The organism is Streptomyces sp. NPDC029296, assembly GCF_055569255.1.
In genome coordinates this window covers 104,066-123,437 of sequence record NZ_JBVHXT010000006.1, presented here as the reverse complement: position 1 = coordinate 123,437, position 19,372 = coordinate 104,066, and the positions used below count along the sequence as shown (strand labels likewise).

Annotated in this window: 15 protein-coding genes; 4 read left to right on the top strand and 11 right to left on the bottom strand. The window is 74.5% G+C overall.

Going from position 1 to position 19,372, the window contains the following annotated elements; translation table 11 throughout:
• The first annotated feature begins 939 nt into the window (after nt 1-939).
• The 3 genes from ettA to ACZ4W9_RS07310 are packed head-to-tail and all read left to right on the top strand — an operon-like array spanning nt 940 to nt 3,719.
• Nucleotides 940-2,604, top strand: coding sequence for an energy-dependent translational throttle protein EttA (gene ettA / locus ACZ4W9_RS07320; protein ID WP_467933806.1), 1,665 nt, complete (start codon nt 940-942; stop codon nt 2,602-2,604).
• 6 nt (nt 2,605-2,610) lie between these two features.
• A complete protein-coding gene (locus ACZ4W9_RS07315; protein WP_467933804.1) occupies nt 2,611-3,042 on the top strand; it encodes an acyl-CoA thioesterase in 432 nt (143 codons plus the stop codon).
• On the top strand, nt 3,039-3,719 hold the full coding sequence (locus ACZ4W9_RS07310) for a DUF8185 domain-containing protein (RefSeq protein WP_467933803.1): 681 nt from the start codon (nt 3,039-3,041) through the stop codon (nt 3,717-3,719). Before ACZ4W9_RS07315 ends, ACZ4W9_RS07310 begins: the two co-directional genes overlap by 4 nt.
• A 24-nt stretch (nt 3,720-3,743) precedes the next feature.
• Here ACZ4W9_RS07310 and ACZ4W9_RS07305 read toward each other — a convergent pair whose 3' ends face one another.
• A complete protein-coding gene (locus tag ACZ4W9_RS07305) occupies nt 3,744-4,148 on the bottom strand; it encodes a globin (RefSeq protein ID WP_467933802.1) in 405 nt (134 codons plus the stop codon).
• An 85-nt stretch (nt 4,149-4,233) separates the two neighbouring features.
• Between ACZ4W9_RS07305 and ACZ4W9_RS07300 the strand changes: the two genes are divergently transcribed.
• Nucleotides 4,234-5,211, top strand: coding sequence for a methyltransferase domain-containing protein (locus tag ACZ4W9_RS07300; protein WP_467933801.1), 978 nt, complete (start codon nt 4,234-4,236; stop codon nt 5,209-5,211).
• 3 nt (nt 5,212-5,214) lie between these two features.
• Here the strand turns inward: ACZ4W9_RS07300 and ACZ4W9_RS07295 are convergent, their stop codons facing one another.
• The 10 genes from ACZ4W9_RS07295 to ACZ4W9_RS07250 form a co-directional block, all read right to left on the bottom strand.
• Nucleotides 5,215-7,008, bottom strand: a complete 1,794-nt coding sequence (locus tag ACZ4W9_RS07295; protein ID WP_467933800.1) for an FHA domain-containing protein — start codon at nt 7,006-7,008, stop codon at nt 5,215-5,217.
• Between the two features lie 58 nt (nt 7,009-7,066).
• Nucleotides 7,067-8,398, bottom strand: a complete 1,332-nt coding sequence (locus ACZ4W9_RS07290) for a vWA domain-containing protein (protein ID WP_467933798.1) — start codon at nt 8,396-8,398, stop codon at nt 7,067-7,069.
• A 115-nt stretch (nt 8,399-8,513) separates the two neighbouring features.
• A complete protein-coding gene (locus tag ACZ4W9_RS07285) occupies nt 8,514-9,815 on the bottom strand; it encodes a PP2C family serine/threonine-protein phosphatase (RefSeq protein ID WP_467933797.1) in 1,302 nt (433 codons plus the stop codon).
• Nucleotides 9,816-9,819: 4 nt separating this feature from the next.
• Nucleotides 9,820-12,294 (bottom strand): serine/threonine-protein kinase, encoded by a 2,475-nt coding sequence (locus tag ACZ4W9_RS07280; protein WP_467933795.1) that lies wholly within the window; start codon nt 12,292-12,294, stop codon nt 9,820-9,822.
• Complete coding sequence (locus tag ACZ4W9_RS07275) at nt 12,291-13,571, bottom strand: hypothetical protein (RefSeq protein ID WP_467933794.1); 1,281 nt, start codon at nt 13,569-13,571, stop codon at nt 12,291-12,293. The genes ACZ4W9_RS07280 and ACZ4W9_RS07275 overlap by 4 nt, the downstream gene beginning before the upstream one ends.
• A 41-nt stretch (nt 13,572-13,612) precedes the next feature.
• Nucleotides 13,613-14,644, bottom strand: a complete 1,032-nt coding sequence (locus ACZ4W9_RS07270) for a glutamate ABC transporter substrate-binding protein (protein WP_467933793.1) — start codon at nt 14,642-14,644, stop codon at nt 13,613-13,615.
• A gap of 14 nt (nt 14,645-14,658) precedes the next feature.
• Nucleotides 14,659-16,101: a hypothetical protein gene (locus ACZ4W9_RS07265; RefSeq protein WP_467933791.1), complete on the bottom strand. Its 1,443-nt coding sequence runs from the start codon at nt 16,099-16,101 to the stop codon at nt 14,659-14,661.
• A 180-nt stretch (nt 16,102-16,281) separates the two neighbouring features.
• The gene (locus ACZ4W9_RS07260; protein ID WP_467933790.1) at nt 16,282-17,274 is read right to left on the bottom strand and encodes an N-acetylglucosamine kinase; all 993 of its coding nucleotides are present in this window, start codon (nt 17,272-17,274) and stop codon (nt 16,282-16,284) included.
• Nucleotides 17,265-18,530, bottom strand: coding sequence for a 6-phospho-beta-glucosidase (locus tag ACZ4W9_RS07255; protein ID WP_467933789.1), 1,266 nt, complete (start codon nt 18,528-18,530; stop codon nt 17,265-17,267). The genes ACZ4W9_RS07260 and ACZ4W9_RS07255 overlap by 10 nt, the downstream gene beginning before the upstream one ends.
• A 7-nt stretch (nt 18,531-18,537) precedes the next feature.
• Nucleotides 18,538-19,371 (bottom strand): carbohydrate ABC transporter permease, encoded by an 834-nt coding sequence (locus tag ACZ4W9_RS07250; RefSeq protein ID WP_467933787.1) that lies wholly within the window; start codon nt 19,369-19,371, stop codon nt 18,538-18,540.
• Between the last annotated feature and the right edge of the window lies 1 nt (nt 19,372).

Genomic DNA, 19,372 nt, shown 5'->3' with positions numbered 1-19,372 from the left:
CTGATCCCCCGCACCGGAGCCGCACCCAGGTGAGTGTCTAACTGCGTGACAGCGCCGACGAACATCGGCGGACGAGCACGAACGCGTGCGGGCCGTCAACAAAGGCCGGAGGTACGACCGCCCAAGGCAGAAGCCCCACGCAAGTTGCTTCGGAACGAAGAGGCCCTCAGCCAAGCCCCCGCCGCCACGCTTCTACCGACGGGGCTTGCTTTGGTCGACGACATGGCAGCGTGGCTGAGGCCGACGGGGACGCGGCGAGGCACACGCGTGCGAAGTCGGTCAGCGCACCCGCCGTCGTGGCTGACTGTCGTCGGCTGAGGCTCAGACACTCCGGGGCTCCCTGCTCCGCCAAGGGACCTTCGAGGCGAAGGGACCGTGCCATACACGTGCCAGATCGCGCGGGGAACCACGGGGAACAGCGGGAAGCTCTCCCGGGTGCGACCAGGACTCCAACACGACTCCACCGCAGGTCAGCACAGCAACCGCTGTCAAAGAACCCGAGCTTCCCAAGCTGAGGGTTCTGGTGCGGTTGGCTCCGGCTCGTCCCCGCGGCCCGGCCGGCGTGGCTGCTCCCGTCGACGGGGCTGCACCGTGGCTGAGGCCGGTGGGGGCGCGGCGAGACGTACGCGCGCCTGGTCGGTCGGCGCGTCCGCCGTCGTGGCTGGCTGTCGGTGGCTGAGGTTCATGCGGCCTGTTCGATGGCGCCGCTGTCAGCCGATGACCGGTTCCTGGTGATCGACTCCGGGCCGTCCCTGGGCCGTGCGAGGGCGCCCGAAGCCGACCGACGGCGACCGGCAGTGACAGACGAGACGCAGCGCGCCACAGTGAAACCCCAGGTCAGAGCCCCCGGACGGAACGGGTTTCCCCGTAGGGGTGGCGGTACGGCAAGATGGGGTGTATCTGCCCACTGCCAGATTTCAAGCTGCCGGACGGTTTCTCTTGGCTGAGTTCATTTACACCATGCGCAAGGCGCGCAAGGCGCACGGCGACAAGGTGATCCTCGATGACGTCACCCTGAACTTCCTCCCCGGGGCGAAGATCGGCGTCGTCGGCCCGAACGGTGCCGGTAAGTCGACCGTGCTGAAGATCATGGCGGGGCTGGAGCAGCCGTCCAACGGCGACGCCTTCCTCTCGCCCGGCTACAGCGTCGGCATCCTGCTCCAGGAGCCCCCGCTGAGCGAGGACAAGACCGTCCTGGAGAACGTCCAGGAGGGTGTCGCCGAGATCAAGGGCAAGCTCGACCGGTTCAACGAGATCGCCGAGCTGATGGCGACCGACTACTCCGACGCGCTGCTCGACGAGATGGGCAAGCTCCAGGAGGAGCTGGACCACGCCAACGCCTGGGACCTCGACGCCCAGCTCGAGCAGGCCATGGACGCGCTCGGGTGCCCCCCCGGCGACTGGCCCGTCACCAACCTCTCCGGTGGCGAGAAGCGCCGTGTCGCGCTCTGCAAGCTGCTGCTGGAGCAGCCCGACCTGCTGCTCCTCGACGAGCCCACCAACCACCTCGACGCCGAGTCGGTGAACTGGCTGGAGCAGCACCTGGCCAAGTACCCGGGCACCGTCGTCGCGGTCACCCACGACCGGTACTTCCTGGACAACGTCGCCGGGTGGATCTGCGAGGTGGACCGCGGCCGGCTCCACGGCTACGAGGGCAACTACTCCAAGTACCTGGAGACCAAGGCCGCCCGTCTGAAGGTCGAGGGCCAGAAGGACGCCAAGCGGCAGAAGCGGCTCAAGGAAGAGCTGGAGTGGGTCCGCTCCAACGCCAAGGGACGCCAGGCCAAGTCCAAGGCCCGTCTCGCGCGGTACGAGGAGATGGCCGCCGAGGCCGAGAAGATGCGGAAGCTGGACTTCGAGGAGATCCAGATCCCGCCGGGCCCGCGCCTGGGCAACGTCGTGGTCGAGGTCGACGACCTGCACAAGGCCTTCGGGGACAAGGTCCTCGTCGACGGGCTGTCCTTCACGCTGCCGCGCAACGGCATCGTCGGTGTCATCGGCCCGAACGGCGCCGGCAAGACCACGCTGTTCAAGATGATCCAGGGCCTGGAGACCCCGGACTCCGGCGACATCAAGGTCGGCGACACCGTCAAGATCTCCTACGTCGACCAGAGCCGCGAGAACATCGACCCGAAGAAGACGCTCTGGGAGGTCGTGTCCGACGGGCTCGACTACATCAACGTCGGCCAGGTCGAGATGCCGAGCCGCGCCTACGTCTCCGCGTTCGGCTTCAAGGGCCCGGACCAGCAGAAGCCGGCCGGGGTCCTCTCCGGCGGTGAGCGCAACCGGCTCAACCTGGCGCTCACCCTGAAGCAGGGCGGCAACCTGCTGCTCCTCGACGAGCCCACCAACGACCTCGACGTCGAGACGCTCTCCAGCCTGGAGAACGCCCTGCTGGACTTCCCCGGCTGCGCCGTCGTCGTCTCCCACGACCGCTGGTTCCTCGACCGCGTCGCGACGCACATCCTCGCCTACGAGGGCGAGTCGAACTGGTTCTGGTTCGAGGGCAACTTCGAGTCGTACGAGAAGAACAAGATCGAGCGGCTGGGCGCGGACGCCGCGCGTCCGCACCGGGCCACCTACAAGAAGCTGACCCGGGGCTGATCGGTCTTGCGCCACATCTACCGCTGCCCGCTGCGCTGGGCGGATATGGACGCGTACGGCCACGTCAACAACGTGGTGTTCCTCCGCTATCTGGAGGAGGCCCGGATCGACTTCCTGTTCCGCCCGGACAAGGACTTCAAGCAGGGGTCCGTGGTGGCGCGCCACGAGATCGACTACAAGCGGCAGCTCCTCCACCGGCACGAGCCGGTGACCATCGAGCTGTGGGTCAGCGAGATCAGGGCCGCCTCCTTCACCCTCGCCTACGAGGTGAAGGACGGCGATCTCGTCTACGCCCGGGCCTCGACGGTCATCGTCCCGTTCGACTTCGCCGCCCAGCGCCCGCGGCGGATCACCGCGGAGGAGCGTGACTTCCTCCAGGAGTACACGGACGGCGGCGAGGGCGCGGCGGAGGCCGAGGGGGAGGCCGTCGCCGCATGACGGTGCTGCACCTGGCCGACGAGACGGAGGCGGCGGATCTCGCCGCCTTCCTCTCCCGGCTGCTCCACTACGACCGTGGGGCCGCGGTGCGCCTCCAGGCGGCCGGCACCGCGCTCGCCGTCTTCGGCCGGCCGCCCTCCTTCGAGGTGCTGGCCGTCCGCGCGGTGCGGCTCGCGAAGCCGTACGAGGACGGGCTCGACGTGGCCCTCGACATCACCGTCTCCGCCGGCGAGTTCCTGGAGTCGGTGGACGAGCGGGCGGCCACCGCCGCCGTGCCGGGCGCGGTCACCGGACCGCCGTGGGCCGGGTTGCTGCCCCCGCGCGCCGGCTGGCGGCCCGAGCCGGGGCTGCCCGCGCCGGACGCGCTGCGCGCCACCGTCGCCGCCGCGGTGGCCGAATTCCGCTCCCGCACCGGGGGACTGGCACCCGAGGCCCGTACCCGCGCGGAGCTGGACCGGATCGGGCGGGACATCTGGTCCCGGCGGATCGGGGACACCGGACTGCCGGTGCGGGCCGTGCACGCGGCCCAGTCCCTGGGCTTCCTGCGGCCCGGCACCGGAGCCGGCGACACCGGGCTGTTCTCCTCGGGGTCCTGGCTGCGGCTGCGGACGCCGTACGGCTCGGTGGCCGTACGGCAGACGGGCCCGCTCGGAGCCCTCGGGGTCAGCGTCCGCTGACCCCGGCCCCCGGCCGCCGTGGCGTCAGTCGGGGGTGTTCACCATCGACGCGGCGGCGTACGTCAGGTAGTTCCACAGCGTCCGCTCGTGCTCCTCGGACAGCCCGAGGTCGTCCACGGCCGCCCGCATGTGCCTCAGCCAGGCGTCGTGCGCCGCCCGGTCCACGGTGAACGGCGCGTGCCGCATGCGCAGCCGGGGGTGGCCGCGGTTGTCGCTGTAGGTCGTGGGGCCGCCCCAGTACTGCATCAGGAACAGGGCCAGCCGCTCCTCGGCCGGGCCCAGGTCCTCCTCCGGGTACATCGGCCGCAGGAGCGGGTCCTCGGCGACCCCCTCGTAGAAACGGTGGACGAGCCGGCGGAAGGTCTCCTCCCCGCCGACCTGCTCGTAGAAGGTCTGCTCCTGAAGCGTGCCGCGCCGAATCTCATTCACCCGTCCATCGTCTCAGACGCGGTGACCCAGGACCGAAGACTTAGGACCGCCCCGGGCGGGGGCCGCCCGCCCCTACTGTGGACGCATGGGCGCCTACGACACCGAGACCGAGGCTCTCGCCGACGCGGCGCGGGCCGACCTGGTGCGGGAGATCGACGCCGACGGCGCCTGGGCCGGCGACCCGGTGTGGCGGGAGGCGTTCGCGGCGGTGCCCCGGCACCTGTTCGTGCCGTACTACTACGTCCCCGGGCCGCGCGGCTACGAACGCCGCTGGGGCGAGAGCCCCGGACCGGCGGCCCGGGAGCGCTGGGTGCGCGGCGCCTACGCGGACCTGCCGCTGGCCACCCGGCTGCGCGACGGCGAACTGGTCTCCTCCAGCAGCCAGCCCTCCCTGATGGCCCGGATGCTGGTCGCCCTGCGGGTCGAGGACGGCCACCGGGTGCTGGAGGTGGGCGCCGGCACCGGCTACAACGCGGCCCTGCTCGCCCACCGGCTCGGCGCCGACCACCTGGTGACCACCGTCGACCTGGACCCGGAGATCACCGAGTCGGCCCGGCGGCACCTCGCGGCGGCCGGTTTCCGGCCCGTCGTCGTCACCGGCGACGGCGCACGCGGGGTGCCCGAACGCGCCCCCTACGACCGGATCATCGCCACCTGCGAGCTGTGCACGGTGCCGCGCGCCTGGCTCGCCCAGTGCCGCCCGGGCGGGCGCGTGCTCACCCCGCTCGGCACCGGCCTGCTCGCCCTGACCGTGCGGGACGCCGGCCATGCCGAGGGACGCTTCCTGCCCGGGGCCGTCTTCTTCGTACCGTTGCGCGGCCAGGGCGGGGCGCCGCCCGGGAGCGTCAGCCTGGCCGGACTGCCCGCCCGGGCCCGCGAGCAGGAGCCGTTCCGCTTCCTGCTCGCGCTGAGCCGGGGCGCCCTCGATCCCCTGGACGCCTACGCGCTGTGGGAGCGCGAGGGCGAGCCCGGCCACGGCCGCTACGGCGTCACGGTCCGCGGCGAGCACGCCTGGGCCTGGCTGGACGACCCGGAGGGGCCGTACGCCTGGCCGCTGCGCTGAGCGTCAGCCCCGGCGGACGGTGATCGTCGTCCAGGCGCCCACGTGCACCCGGTCGCCGTCCTGGAGCGGGACCGGCACGAACGGCTGGATCGGCTCCTCGGACATGTTGACCGTGGTGCCGTTGGTCGAGTTCTGGTCGACGACCGCCCAGCTGCCGTCCTGCTGCTGCACCAGCATCGCGTGCTGGTGCGAGACGCCCGGGTCCTCCGGCGGCACCGACAGGTCGATGTCCGGGGTGTCGCCGGTGGAGTGCCGGCGGCGCCCGATGGTCACCTGGTTGCCGGTGAGTGTGCGCTGCTGCTCGGGCGAGTACGCGGGCAGGTTCAGGCCCGCGGCCTCGGGGCCGGAGCGCTGCATCATCGCCATGAAGTACTCGCGGTCCGGACCGATGGTCGCGGTCCAGGTGGCCGGTCCCCTGTTCTGGGGCTGCTGCGGGGCTTGGGGCGGCTGCGAGCCCTGGGGCGCCTGCGGGAAGCCGCCGGGGCCGCCCGGTCCGCCCGGGCCCGTGTGCCCGCCCGGTCCGGGCGGTGCCTGGGTGGCGCCGGGGTGCGGGTAGCCGTAGCCGCCGCCCTGGCCGCCGGGGTCCTGGCCCGGGCCGCCGGACGAGGGCGGGGAGATCACCCAGTCGTCCTCGCCGGCCGGGGGCCGGCGGTTCCCGCGCGGGAACGCGGGCGGGGCCGGGGCCCCGGCCTGCTCGAACGCCTGCGGAGCACCCGCGGGACCGCCGGGACCGGCGGGCGGGGTCGGTCCCGGCGGCGGAGGAACGGACCGCGAGGGGTCGCCGCCGAAGCCGGACGGGCCGCCCGGAGCGGACGGGCCGCCCGGAGCGGACGGGCCGCCGGGCCGGGGTCCGCCGGGGCCCTGCCCCGGACCTCCGCCGAAGCCCGACGGGCCGCCGGGACCGGGACCCTGGCCCTGACTCTGCCCCGGACCCCCGCCGAAGCCGGACGGCGGACCCGAGGGACCGCCGGCGCCGGGACCCTGCCCGGGGCCCCCGCCGAAGCCGGACGGGCCACCGGGACCGGGACCCTGGCCCGGACCTCCGCCGAAGCCGGACGGCGGACCCGAGGGACGACCGGCACCAGGGCCACCAGGACCGGGCCCACCAGGGCCACCGTGACCGCCAGGACCGCCGGGAGCCTGGCCCCTGCCCTGCCCCTGACCCGGGAACCCGCCCGGACCGGGCACGCCACCCGCGCCGGGACCACCGGGGCCGCCGGGACCACCCGGGCCGCCGGGTCCCTGGCCGAAGCCCTGCGGGGGCGTGGGCGGGCGGTGGTTGCCGGGGGCGAAGGGGGGCGCGCCCGCGGGGCCGGGGGGTGCCGGCGGGGCGGACGGCGAGCGGTCGGCGCCGAACGGGGTCGGGCCCGACGGCTCGCTGCCGAAGGACGGGATCGGCTCGGCGGGCCGGTTCACCTGCGAGGGCCGCGAGCCCTGGTACTCGTACCCGTCACCGCCGCCGTACGTCGCGCTCGGCGGCTGGAACCGCGGCTGCGGCGGGCGCGGGGCGGCCGGGGTGTACGAGGTCGCCGTGTTGGTCAGGAAGTTCCACCGGCACTCCTCGCAGAAGGGCGCGCCGCCCTCGCGGGGGGTGCGGCACTGCGGGCACAGCTCCGCCTCGGAGCCGGCCGCGGCCGGGCCGGGCCGGGCGCCGGCACCCGCGGGCGGCGGGAAGCCGTAGCCGCCGGCGCCCGGGGGCGGCGGCGGGGGCGGAGGTACGGCACCGGCCATGCGGTGACCGCAGACCTCGCACCAGTCGTCGGAACCCGACTGGTGTCCGTTCGGGCAGGTCGGCATGTCGGTGCTTCCCCTTCTCCTGAAGGTCCGTCCTCGGTGCCCGCCGGTTGCGGCGGGGTCACTTCTTTACACGAACAGTCTTTGTGGACCGGGTCTCCAGAGTCATCTCGTCGGCCTCCGCGACCCTCGTCTTCAACCGCACAGTACCTGTCGCGGCGTCGACCACGTCCACCACCTTCGCAAGCAGTTTCGCGGTATCCGCGTTCCCCGAGGCGTTCGCGAGCTGAACGGCCCGGCCCAGTTTGGCCGTTGCTCCATCGATATCGCCCGCTTTGCGAAGATCGATGCCCTGCTGGATGGCCTGTGCCAGTTCGGCCTGCCCGGTGTAGTGGGCGACTTGGGGGCTCATGGCGGTGGAGGCGGCCGCGTCGTCGGTCCACACGGCCCGTACGAGGCCCTGCGCGCCCAGGTTCCGTACCGTTCCGTCCGGTTGCGGGACCACCAGGGAGATCCGGGCGGCCAGCATCTCCAGGCCCAGCCCGGCCGGCGGGACCGTCACGCACAGGTGGTAGTCGCGGGACTCGTCGCCCCAGGAGCCGGTCGGGTAGTCCCCGGAGCGCGGCCCGGCCTCGGTGCGCCGCCCGGTCAAGTCCTCGACGGCGGGCGCGACTTGCTTGACGAACCGGAGGGCCGCCCCGACCGGTGTCCACACCCGCAGCGCGACGTCGGCGACCTCCTTGCCCATCGCCGTCTCCATCATGTCCGTGAAGTCGGCGGCGAGGCGGGCCGGGTCGGCGACGATGTCGGCGGTGCCGAGCAGCGCCGAGGCGATGCCTGTGACTTCTTTCACGTCCCAGTCCGTGCCCACGCCCCGGGCGTCGCAGGTGAACCGGCCCGCGCAGGCGTCCAGGGTGGCCCGCAGGTCCTGGGGCGACTCGTGTTCGTTGCGGCCGTCGGTGAGCAGGATGCCGTGCCGGATCGTGACGTCCGCCGAGGACAGCAGCCGGTCGGCGAGCCGCAGCCAGGTGCCGATGGCCGTGCCGCCGCCCGCGCGCAGCCGGCGCAGCGCCTGCCTGGCCTGCCCGCGGGTGGTGGCGTCGGCGACCGCGAGCCGCCCGCCGCCCGGGTAGATCTCCTCGGCGACGTGGGTGCCGCCGATCACCGCGAAGCGGGTGCCGTCGCGCAGGGTGTCGATGGCGGCGGCCGTGGCGTCCCGGGCACCGCGCATCTTGGCCGGCGGGTAGTCCATGGAGCCCGAGCAGTCGACCATGACCGCCACCGCGGCGGAGGGCGCGTGCACCGGCGCGGACGCGGCGCCGCCGAGGGTGCCGCCGCCGGTCGCGGTCACCGTCACTATGGCGTCGACCTCGCTGCCGCCCTCGGGCAGGTACTCGTTCTGATAGACGTCCACCGAGAACCGCGGCGCGTCCGGCTTCGCGAAACTGGCCATGCTGTGACGCATCCCCCTCAAGCGCCTCGCCGGGGCGAGGCGCCGGCCGTGGGCGCACCGGTCCCCTCCGGTCCGCCCGTGCTTCCCCGTGCCGTGGTCCCGTCGGACACGGCCTTCAGGCCGATCCTGCCCCCTGCGGCGGCGCGGGGAACGGCAGTACCGCCACTGTTACGTTGTCGTGGCCCCCGCCGTCCAGGGCGTGCCCGACCAGCACCCGGGCGCCGTGCAGCGGGCGGGCCGCCGCGTCCGGCGGGACGACCTCGGACATCTCCTGGGCCGTCTCGGCGTAGTTCCACAGTCCGTCGGTGCACACCACCACCGCGCCGGGCCGGTCCGGGCGGAAGGAGGCGGTGTGCGGCTCCAGTTCGTAGGCGTCCGCGCCGAGCCAGCCGGTGATGGCGTGGGCGCGCTCGTCGGCGTACGCCTCGGCCTCGCTCATCAGTCCGGCGGCGACCATCTGCGCGGCCCAGGAGTCGTCCTCGGTGAGCCGGGCGGGCGGCGCGGCGCGGTCGGTGGGCACCCAGTAGACCCGGCTGTCGCCGACCCAGCCGACGACCAGCAGCCCGGAGGTGACCACCGCGCCGACGATCGTGCAGGCCGGCGCGTTCTGGTGCGGGGCGTGCTCGCGGGCCGTGGCGGGCTCGTCGGCGAGCGCGTTGACGGCGTGCGCGGCGGCGACGATCGCCTCGTGCATCGCCGTCTGCGGGTGGGTGCCGCGCGGCAGCTCGGCCAGCAGGGTGTCGCCGGCCGCCCGGGAGGCGGCCAGGGAGGCCTCGTCGGGGCGGGTCGCGGAGGACACGCCGTCGCAGACGACCGCCAGCGCCGCCGGGGTGCCGTCCGGCAGCGTGGTGTGGCCGACGGCGAAGGCGTCCTCGTTGCGGTGGTGGCGCAGTCCGCGGTCGCTGACGGCCGCGACCGGGCCCGTCTCCCGCTCCAGGTGGTCGCGTTCGCGGGGCTGGGCGTGGCCGCAGTTCTCGCAGTAGCCGTCGCCGTCCACCCGGCCGGTGCGGCAGGCCACGCACAGCCGTGCCGGGGCGGCGGGGGCGGCGGCCGGGGCGGCCGGCCGGGGGTCCGGTGCCTGCAACGGGTACTCCTCGGGCTCGTCCGGCCGGTCGAACCGGACCTCGGTGTCCGGCTGTCCGGCCTCGGGCGGCTGCCCGTGCGGTGGTGTCCCGCCCGCGCCGGCGCCCGCCGGGGGCGCCGGCGGCGGGGCGGGGGCGCCCGCGGGTGCGGGCCGGTCCGGTCCGGCGCCGGGCGCGGCGGAGCCGGTCAGGGGGAGCGTCGGATGGTCCCGCGGCGGCGCGGGCACCACCGAGAGGTCGTATCCGCACGCTCCGCAGAACAGGTCACCCGGCTCCACCGGCTCCGCGCAGCTCGGGCACTTCGGCAGTGCGGCCTGCCGGGGCATCTGCGACATCGACTTACACCCACGTCCGGGGGCGGTAACGGTTGGCCCGTTCCACCAGCTCGATCCTCTCCTTGCCGCCGGGCGCCAGCCGGGCCAGCGCGCGGTAGGCACGCTCCAGGCCGAAACGCAGTCCCCGCTCGTCCAGGCCGCTGCCCAGCAGCACCCGGCCCGCGGCGGCGGATCCGGCGCCCTGGCCCCCGGAGAGTACCCAGTCCAGCGCGCTGCCGAGTACTTCCGTCGACAGCAGTTCACGCCGTGCCGGGTCCAGACCGTAGGCCTGGAGCGCCTCGACCTGCCCGGCGGCGGCCGTCAGGTCGTCCACGAACGGTATGTCACCGGGGCCCGGCACGCGTCCCCGCAGCCGGGCCCGGACGGCGGCGACCCGGGCGGCCGTGTAGTGGATGGAGGACTCCGGGACCGACTCCAGCGTCCGTACCGCGCCCTCCCGGTCGCCGGCCGCGAGCCGCACCCGGGCCAGCCCGAACGCGGCGCTCACGAAGCTCCGGTCGGTCGTCCACACCAGCCGGTAGTACTCGGCCGCGTTGTCCAGCTGGCCCAGCACCTCGGCGCACAGGCCGAGGGCCAGCTTGGGCGCGGCCTCGCCGGGAAAGGCGTCGTAGACCGCGTCGAAGGCCAGTGCGGCGCCCTCGAAGTCCCCGGTGACCAGCGCGGCCACGCCCCGGTGCCACACCACCCGCCAGTCGTCGGGCCGTTCCTCCTCCAGCCGGGCAAGGCTCGTCAGCGCGCCCTGCCGGTCACCGCTCTCCAGCCGGGCGCGGATCTGCCGCAGCCGGGTCTCCACGGTCCGCGCGGGCGCCGCGGCCAGCGCGCCGATCAGCTCGGCCGGGACGGAGGCCGGCAGGCCCGCGAGGAAACCGGCGCCCGGGTCGCCGGGGTCGACCAGGGGGAGGGGCAGGGCGAGCGCCGCGGCCCGGGTGTCCACCCGCCGGACGAGCGCCGCCGGGGGCGGCGCGGGCACGGTGGCCCGCCCGGTGCGGACCGCGCGCGCCCCCAGCCGGGACACGTCGCCGTCCAGGCGCGGGAACAGCTCGGTGTCCGTGACCCGCACCTCGGGCCCGAACAGGGTGGACAGCGCCGGGCGGGGCTGCCCGGTCTGCAGCGCGACGACCTCGCGCAGCACGCCGGTCAGCTGCTCGGCCATCTCCTCGGCCGAGCCGAACCGGCGGCCCGGGTCGGGGTCGGTGGCGCGCACCAGGAGCCGGTGGAAGGACTCGTAGCGGCGGAACACCTCGAGGGTGTCCGGGTCGGGCAGCGAGTCGGCGTAGACGGTGGTGTAGCCCTGGAAGTCGAAGGTGAGCACCGCCAGGGTGCGGCCCACCGTGTACAGGTCGCTGGCCACCGACGGGCCGGTCTCGGCGACCTCGGGGGCCTGGTAGCCGACCGTGCCGTAGATCGCCGACTCCTCGTCGTCCATGCGGCGGACGGCGCCCATGTCGATCAGCTTGAGCTGGTCCTCGGTCTGGATGGCGTTGTCGACCTTGAAGTCGCAGTACAGCAGGTTCCGGCTGTGCAGGTGGCCGAGCGCCTCCAGGGCCTCGATGCCGTAGGCGCACGCCTGTTCCACCGGCAGCGGGTCGCGGCGGCCGTCGGCGGCCCGGCGGGCGTTGGCGATCTCCTTCAGGGACTTGCCGCCGACGTACTCCATGACGATGTAGCCGTCGAGGGAGCCGGTGCGCTGGTCCAGGTGTTCCACGAAGTTGTAGATCCGCACGATGTTGGCGTGCTCGATCTCGGCGAGGAAGCGCCGCTCGGAGATCGCCGCGGCCATCGCGTCCTGGTCGCCGGTGTCCAGCAGGCCCTTGAGCACCACCCAGCGGTCGGAGACGGCCCGGTCCACGGCGAGGTAGATCCAGCCCAGCCCGCCGTGCGCGAGGCAGCCCGCGACCTCGTACTGGCCGTGCACGACGTCCCCGGCGCGCAGCTTGGGCACGAAGGAGTACGGGTGCCCGCACTTGGTGCAGAAACCTTCCGTACGGCCCGGCCGGTCGCCGCGCGCCCGGCCCACCGGCGCCCCGCAGTCCGACCGGGAGCAGAACCGCTTGCGCTCGGGCACCTGAGGGCGTTCCAGCACCATCGCGCGCGGGTCGGGCCGCGGCACCTGCGGCACGGTCACCAGCCCGGCGCCCAGCCGCCCGCGCGCCGAGGCGGCGGAGGAGGAGCCGGAGCTGCGCACCGACACCGAGCGGCCCGTGGAGCTCCCCGACACCGAACGGGACAGCCGCCCGGACACCGAGCGGCGCGAGCGCGAGGACTGCGACGACGTCCGCGCGCTGCCCGCACCGCCGCCGTCGGCGGCCCCCCGGGCGATCCCGGTGGCCTGCGAGCCCACCATCCCCGCTCCCGAGGGGGCAGGCCCGGCCGACACCACCGGCGCCAGACCGCAGGTGTCGCAGTACAGCCCGCCGCCGACGTCCTCGTAGGCGCCGCCGCACCCCGGCCGCTGGCAGGTCTGCCCCGGCTGACTCATGACCCGTCCCCCTCGCGGTCCTCCGGCGCGCCCGCGCCACCGAGCAGTTCGGCCGCCGCCCGCTGGTAGCGCAGCACCGCCTGTTCGGCCACGCGCAGGTCGCAGGGCGCGCTCCACAGCATGCGGCGGGCCGCGTCGTAGCGCTCCACCAGCAGCGGGTCCTCCGCCAGGCCGTGCCGGGCGACCTTCGCCTTGTAGGCGTCGAGCCGGCCGCGCAGCTCGGCGCGGACCGCGAGCGGCGCGGTGACCGCGGTCAACGACTCGCGGGCGCGCAGCAGTTCCTCCTCGGCCTTCTCCTCCAGCGACTCCAGCAGCGGGGAGAGCCGGTGCCAGCGGCCCTGCCTGCGGTACTCGGCGGCGGTCGCCAGCTGTTCCTGGAGCGCGGTGGGCGGGCCGCCGACCACCGGCACCTCGGTGGCGGCGATCTTCGCCAGCACCTCGCCGCGCGCGGTCCGGGCCTCGGCGAGCGTGCGGTCCGCGCGGGAGAGCACGTCCCGCAGCCGGATCAGCCGCGCCTCGGCGTCCTGGCGTACGGTCAGCACCGCCTCGATCTCCCGGCGCACCTCCTCCAGGGCGCGGGCCGCGCGGTCGTACACCGTCGTGTCGGGACGTCCGCCGCCGGGCGCCGAACTGCCGTCGGTGGGCACCCAGAACGCGAGCGGGTCGGCGACGACGTCCTCGCGCAGCCGGGTCAGGGTGCGGGTGATCCGCTCCAGGTCGTCGCCGGCCGGGTGCTCGCCCGGGCGCACCCCGACGGAGTGCGCGAGCTGCCGGGTGCGCTGGAGTTCCGCGGCCAGCAGGTCGATCCGCGCGGGCAGCGCCGACCACACCGCGTCGGCGGCGACGATCACGTCCAGGCTGGTCGCGTACAGCTCGTTCATCCGGTCCACCAGCGCCGGCAGCGTGAACGTCTCGCTGAGCCGGCCGCTTTCGCCGCCGGGGAGGGTCACCGACTCCCCGCGCAGCAGCCCGGTCAGCTCCGCCAGGTCCTCGCGGCTGGACCAGCGGCGCCGGGCCCGGATCTCACGGGCGCTCCGCAGCGCGGCGGTGTAGGCGTCGAAGCAGGCCCACAGCCGGGTGATCCGGGCCTCCGTGGCCTGCCAGCGTTCCCGGGTGACGCCGGTCAGCCCGGCGCCTTCGAGGAGTCTGCGGCCCGCGTGGTCCTGGAGGGCGAGCAGGGAGGTCTCGATCGCCTCGTGCTCCCGGCCGAGCCGCGCCAGCGCACGGTCCGCCTCGTCCCGGTCCATCACCGGCCCGGCGGGGTCCGTGACGCCCATCGATCACCTCTCGCTCGCAGTCTGTTCCGGTCGGGTGCGGCTCAACCGCCGCGCAGGTAGCGCGGCGCGGGCGGCTTCGACGCGGCCGGGTCCCTGCCCAGTGTCGCCGACAGCCAGTCGTCGTACGACTGCTGCCAGCCGTTCGCGCGATAGCCCACCAGGACGCGGTTGACCCGGCGTACCAGATCGTCGGCGTCCTTCTTCATCGCCACGCCGTAGTACTCGGTCGTGAACGGCTTGCCCTTGAGTTCCACGGTCGGGTCCTGGGCGGCCTGGCTCGCGGCCAGCGCGCCGTCGGTCACCACGGCGTCCACCTCGCCGAGTTGCAGCCGCACCAGGCAGTCCAGCTGGCTGGGCACGGTGGTGGAGATGTCGGCGGAGGCGGGCAGCCGGCCCGCCTCGCGGTCGGCGTCCAGCTTGGCGTGGGCGGTCGAACCGGCGGCCGTGCACACCTTCTTGTGCGCGAGCGAGCCGTCGTAGCCCGTGACCGTCGAGGACTTGGGGGCGAGGACCTGCTGGCCGGTGCGGAAGTAGGGCGCGGAGAAGGCGACCTGGCGCAGCCGGTCGCAGGTGATCGTCATCGTGCGGACGACCATGTCCACGCGGCCGTCCTGGATCGCCGTGATGCGCTGGTTGGTCGGGATCGCCTTGAACTGCACCGCGTCCCGGTCGCCGAGGATGTCCTCGGCGATGCGGTGCACGAGGTCGATGTCGAAGCCCTCCAGCCGGGCGCCCTCGGTGTTCGGGTTGCGGTAGCCCCAGCGGTAGCTGTTCTGGTCCACGCCGACGATCAGCTTGCGCCTGGCGCCCGTGCGGGCCCGGATGGCGTCGATCGCCGGGCCGTCCGCGCCGGCCGGGGCGAGCGTCCGCTCGTGCGCCTCGGCGTCCACGCAGTCGCCGGTGCGGGCCTGTTCCCCGGCGGCGACCTTCTGCCCCGCCCGGTGCGGCTCGGCCGGCGCCCGCTGGGTGCACGGCAGCAGCAGGACGAACCCCAGCGCCAGCGCGCACAGCACCGCCATCGTGGCGACTCCGCCCCAGCCCCGCAGGGAGGTCCGCGCACGGTTCGCGTTCATCGCCCCGCCCCCTGTCACCGGTACTCCGAAAGCCTGCGGCCTATGCCGGCGACGGCGCCCGCCGCGCCCAGCACCGCGAGGGCGGCGGCGCCCCCCGGCAGCCAGGCCAGCGCGTCCCGTCCGTCTTCGGCGGCCCGCCCGAACTCGGCGCGCTCGTGCGCGATGGCCCGTTCCAGGCCGCGGTCGACGCCGTCGAAGCACGCGGCGGTCGCGCCCTTCGCGCCGATCACCTTGTCCAGTGCCTGCTGGTAGTTGCCGTTCTCGTCCTCGGTGCGGGCCGCGGCGTGGCGCCGCTGCCAGACCGCCGTGTCGCCCTGTGCGGCCTCGACCGGGGCGGTGCCCTCCGGGTCGTCGGCGAGCCGCGCCGCCTCGGTCAGCGCCTTGCCGAGCACCGCCATGTCCTTGTCGAAGTCGTAGGAGTACGCGTCGTACGTCTGTCCGGCCACGGTGACGGTCTCCGCGCCGCGCGCCACCAGGCCCAGGTTCTCGTTGCCGCGCGCCTTCAGGGCGGCGATCCGGGCGTCGTGCAGTACGTTGAGCGACCGGATGCCGTGCTCGTAGGAGCCGTCGAGCCCCGAGCGGGCCACCGCGTGGCCCACGACCAGCCACAGCAGCGCCGCCGCGGTCGCGGCGCTCGCGGCGACCAGGCCGCGGTTGAGGACGCGGTGGGTGCGCCGGTACAGGCGGTGCTGGGCCCAGCCGAGCGCGGCCAGGGCGAGCGCGCCGAGCGCGATCGCCGCCCACGGGTACGGCGTCGCGTCGCCGTAGTCGGCGTCGAGCCGGCGGTTCTCCGTGGTGTAGAGCGCCTCGGCGGCCGGGAGCATCTGCTTCTGCATCTTCTCGTTGGCGTACCGCAGATAGGCGCCGCCCACCGGGTAGCCCTGCCGGTTGTACGTCCGGGCCCGTTCGACGAGACCCTTGTACTCGGGCAGCAGCCGGTTCAGCCGGGTGACGGTCGCCTCGGCCGCCGAGCCCGGTTCGGCGTTGGCGGCGGCGGTGACGAGTCCGCCGGCGGCCTCCCGGACGTCCTTCTCGTACTGCCGCCGGGACGTGGGGTTCTCCTGCCCGCCGGCCAGGAACCCGCTGGAGGCCGCGGTGTTGGCGTCGGCCAGCGAGCGGTAGATGCCGGCCGCGCCGAAGCTGAGCGGCTGGCTGCGGCGCAGCACGTCGTCGGCGGCGGCCGCGCGGGTGCTCGTCTGCCAGGCGGTCACCGCGCCGAACGCGAGGACCAGCAGGGCCAGTGCGGCACCGATGATCCTGAGCCGCCCCGGCTCGGTGGTCGCGGCGGCCCGTACCCGCTCGGCGCCCTCGGCGAAGGCGGTGCGCCGCGCGGGCGGCGGGGGAGGAGCGGCGGCGGGCGCGGTCCCGCCCCGGGGCTGGGCGGGGATGCGGGGGACACCGGCGGGCCCGGCGGGCCCGGCCGGCGGTGGCGCGCTGCTCTTCGGCGGGTGTGTCACTCGACCTCCCCCATGGTCATCCGTTCGCCGCCCAGTATCACCGCCCGCCCTCTCCTCCGCACCGGGCTTCACTGGATCTTGATCGGATCGCGGCGGCCCCGGGGGCGCGAGCCGGCGGACGCACCACCCCCCGTTAGGGAACACGGCGGTGACGGTGGATCGGTTCCCCCGGGGGACCGATCAGGGGCGTTGCGTTTCCCAGTAGCCGCGCGCCCGTTCGCCCGCCCGCGCCCCCGCGCCCAGGTGGTCCAGGCCCAGCAGGACCGCGCCGAGGACCGGGCGGGCCGTGACCACCCGGACGTCGGCCTTGGGGGCGCGCGCGGCCAGCAGGGCGCGCACGGCGTCGTCCAGCCGGCGGTGGCCGGCGGTGAGGACGCTGCCGCCGAGCAGGACCGGCGTCCGTTCGTCCAGCAGGTCCAGCCGGGACAGCGCGACCGTGACCATCACCGTGACCTCCTCCGCGAGCCGCGTGACCAGCGCGTCCGCCACCCGGTCGCCGTCCGCCGCGGTGGCGAACAGCACCGGCGCCAGCTCGTGCCGCCGCTGGGGGGCGATGTGCTCCAGGTGCAGGGCCTCGATGAGCGCGTACATGGTGGGCAGCCCGAAGTGCGCGGGCAGGGTGCGCGCCAGCGCGGTCGGCTCGCCGCGGCCGTCCTCCGCGCGGGCCGCGTGCCACAGCGCCTCCTCCGCCAGGCCCCAGCCGCCGCCCCAGTCACCGGAGATCCGGCCGATGGCCGGGAACCGGGCGGTGCGCCCGTCGGGGCGCATGCCCACGCAGTTGATGCCGGCCCCGCACACCACGGCCACCCCGCGCGGCTCGGCGACGCCCGCCCGCAGGATCGCGAAGGTGTCGTTGCGCACCTCCACCGACGCGCCCCACGCCCGGGCGCGCAGCGCGCTCGCCAGCCGCTCCTCCTCCACCGGCAGATCGGCGTTGGCCAGGCACGCCGACACGTGCGAGACGGACGTGACGCCCGCGTCCGCGAAGGCGCGCGCGACCGGCCCGGCCAGCGCGTCCACGGCCGCCGCCACGCCCACCGCGGGCGGGCGGAAGCCGCCGCCGCGGGCCGTGGCCAGCACCTCGCCGTCGGCGCCGACCACGGCCACGTCGGTCTTGCTGTTGCCCGCGTCGATGGCGAGAACCCTCGGGGACTGGGATGCGGTCAGGCCCACGCGAGGTGCTCCCGGTTGTGTGCGACCAGCCGGTCGGTGAGGGCGTCGGCGTACGCGTGCTGCCCGATCAGGGGGTGCGCCAGCAGCGCGCGGAACACCCGGTCCCGGCCGCCGCGCAGCGCCGCGTCCAGGGCCAGGTCCTCGTACGCCGTCACGTTCGCGACCAGGCCCGAGAACAGCGGGTCGAGCGCCGGTACGGGCAGCGGGACCGGGCCCGCCGGGCCGACCGCCGCCTGCACCTCGATCACCGCGTCGTCCGGCAGGAACGGCAGCGTGCCCCGGTTGAGCGTGTTCACCACCTGGTACGGGCTGCCTCCACCGCCCAGCAGGGCCGCCGCGAGGTCCACGGCCGCCTCCGAGTAGAAGGCGCCGCCCCGCCTGGCCAGCAGCGCCGGCTTCTCGTCCAGGGCCGGGTCGCCGTACATCTCCAGCAACTCCCGTTCCATCGCGGCCACTTCGGCGGCACGGGAGGGCTTGGTGCGCAGCTCGCGGACGACCTCGTCGTGGGCGTAGTAGTAGCGCAGGTAGTAGGAGGGGACCACGCCGAGGCCCTCCAGCAGGGGACGGGGCAGGCGGACGTCGGCGGCGATGGCCTCGCCGTGCTCGGTCAGCAGCCGGGGCAGGACGTCCTCGCCGTCCGGTCCGCCCAGCCGCACACCCGTTTCCCAGGTGAGGTGGTTCAGACCCACGTGGGCCAGGTGCACGTCGGCCGGGGTCGTGCCCAGCAGCGCGGCGAACTTGCGCTGGAAGCCGATCGCCACGTTGCACAGGCCGACCGCCCGGTGCCCTTCCCGCAGCAGGGCGCGGGTGACGATGCCGACCGGGTTGGTGAAGTCGATGATCCAGGCGCGCGGGTTGGCCCGGCGGACCCGTTCGGCGATGTCGAGCACGACCGGGACCGTGCGCAGGGCCTTGGCCAGGCCGCCCGCGCCGGTGGTCTCCTGGCCGACGCAGCCGCACTCCAGCGGCCAGGTCTCGTCCTTCTCGCGGGCCGCCTGGCCGCCGACGCGCAGCTGGAGCAGGACGGCGTCGGCGCCGTCGACCCCCGCGTCCAGGTCGGAGGTGGTGACGATCCGGCCGCCGTGACCCTGCCGGGCGAAGATCCGCCGGGCCAGCCCGCCGACCAGCTCCAGCCGGTCCGCGGCCGGGTCGACCAGCACCAGTTCCTCGACGGGCAGGGTGTCGCGCAGGCGGGCGAAGCCGTCGACGAGTTCGGGGGTGTAGGTCGAGCCGCCGCCGACCACGGTGAGTTTCACAGTCAGATCAACCCTTTACTCCGGTGAGCGTCACGCCTTCGACGAACGCCTTCTGGGCGAGGAAGAACACGAGGATGACGGGGGCCATGACCAGCACGGTCGCGGCCATGGTGAGGTTCCAGTCGGTGTGGTGGGCGCCCTTGAAGGACTCCAGTCCGTAGGACAGGGTCCAGGCGCCGGGGTTCTCGGACGCGTAGATCTGCGGGCCGAAGTAGTCGTTCCAGGCGTAGAAGAACTGGAAGAGGGCCACGGCCGCGATGCCCGGCCTGGCCATGGGCAGCACCACGCGCAGCAGGGTGCGCAGTTCGCCGCAGCCGTCGACCTTGGCCGCGTCCAGGTACTCGTTCGGGATCGTCGTCAGGAACTGGCGCAGCAGGAAGATGGAGAACGCGTCCCCGCAGGCCATGGGGAGGATCAGCGGCCACAGCGTGCCGGACAGGTCCAGCTGCCTGGCCCAGAACAGGTACATCGGGATGATGACCACCTGGGGCGGCAGCATCATCATCGAGACCACCAGCATCAGCGACAGCCTGCGGCCCCGGAAGCGGAACTTGGCGAGCGCGTAGGCCACCGGCAGCGAGGACACCACGGTGAGGACGGTGCCCAGGCCGGCGTAGAGCAGCGTGTTGCGCCACCAGGTGAGGAAGCCGGGGGTGTCGAACACCTTCCGGTAGTTGCCCCACTCCCAGGTGTGCGGGACCAGGTCCCGGCTGAGCGCCTGGCTGTCGCTCATCAGCGAGGTCAGGACCACGAAGACGAAGGGGAGGACGAAGAACAGCGCGGTCGCCACGCCCAGGGAGTGGACGGCTATCCACTCCAGATGTGCCTTGCGGCGGGTCATA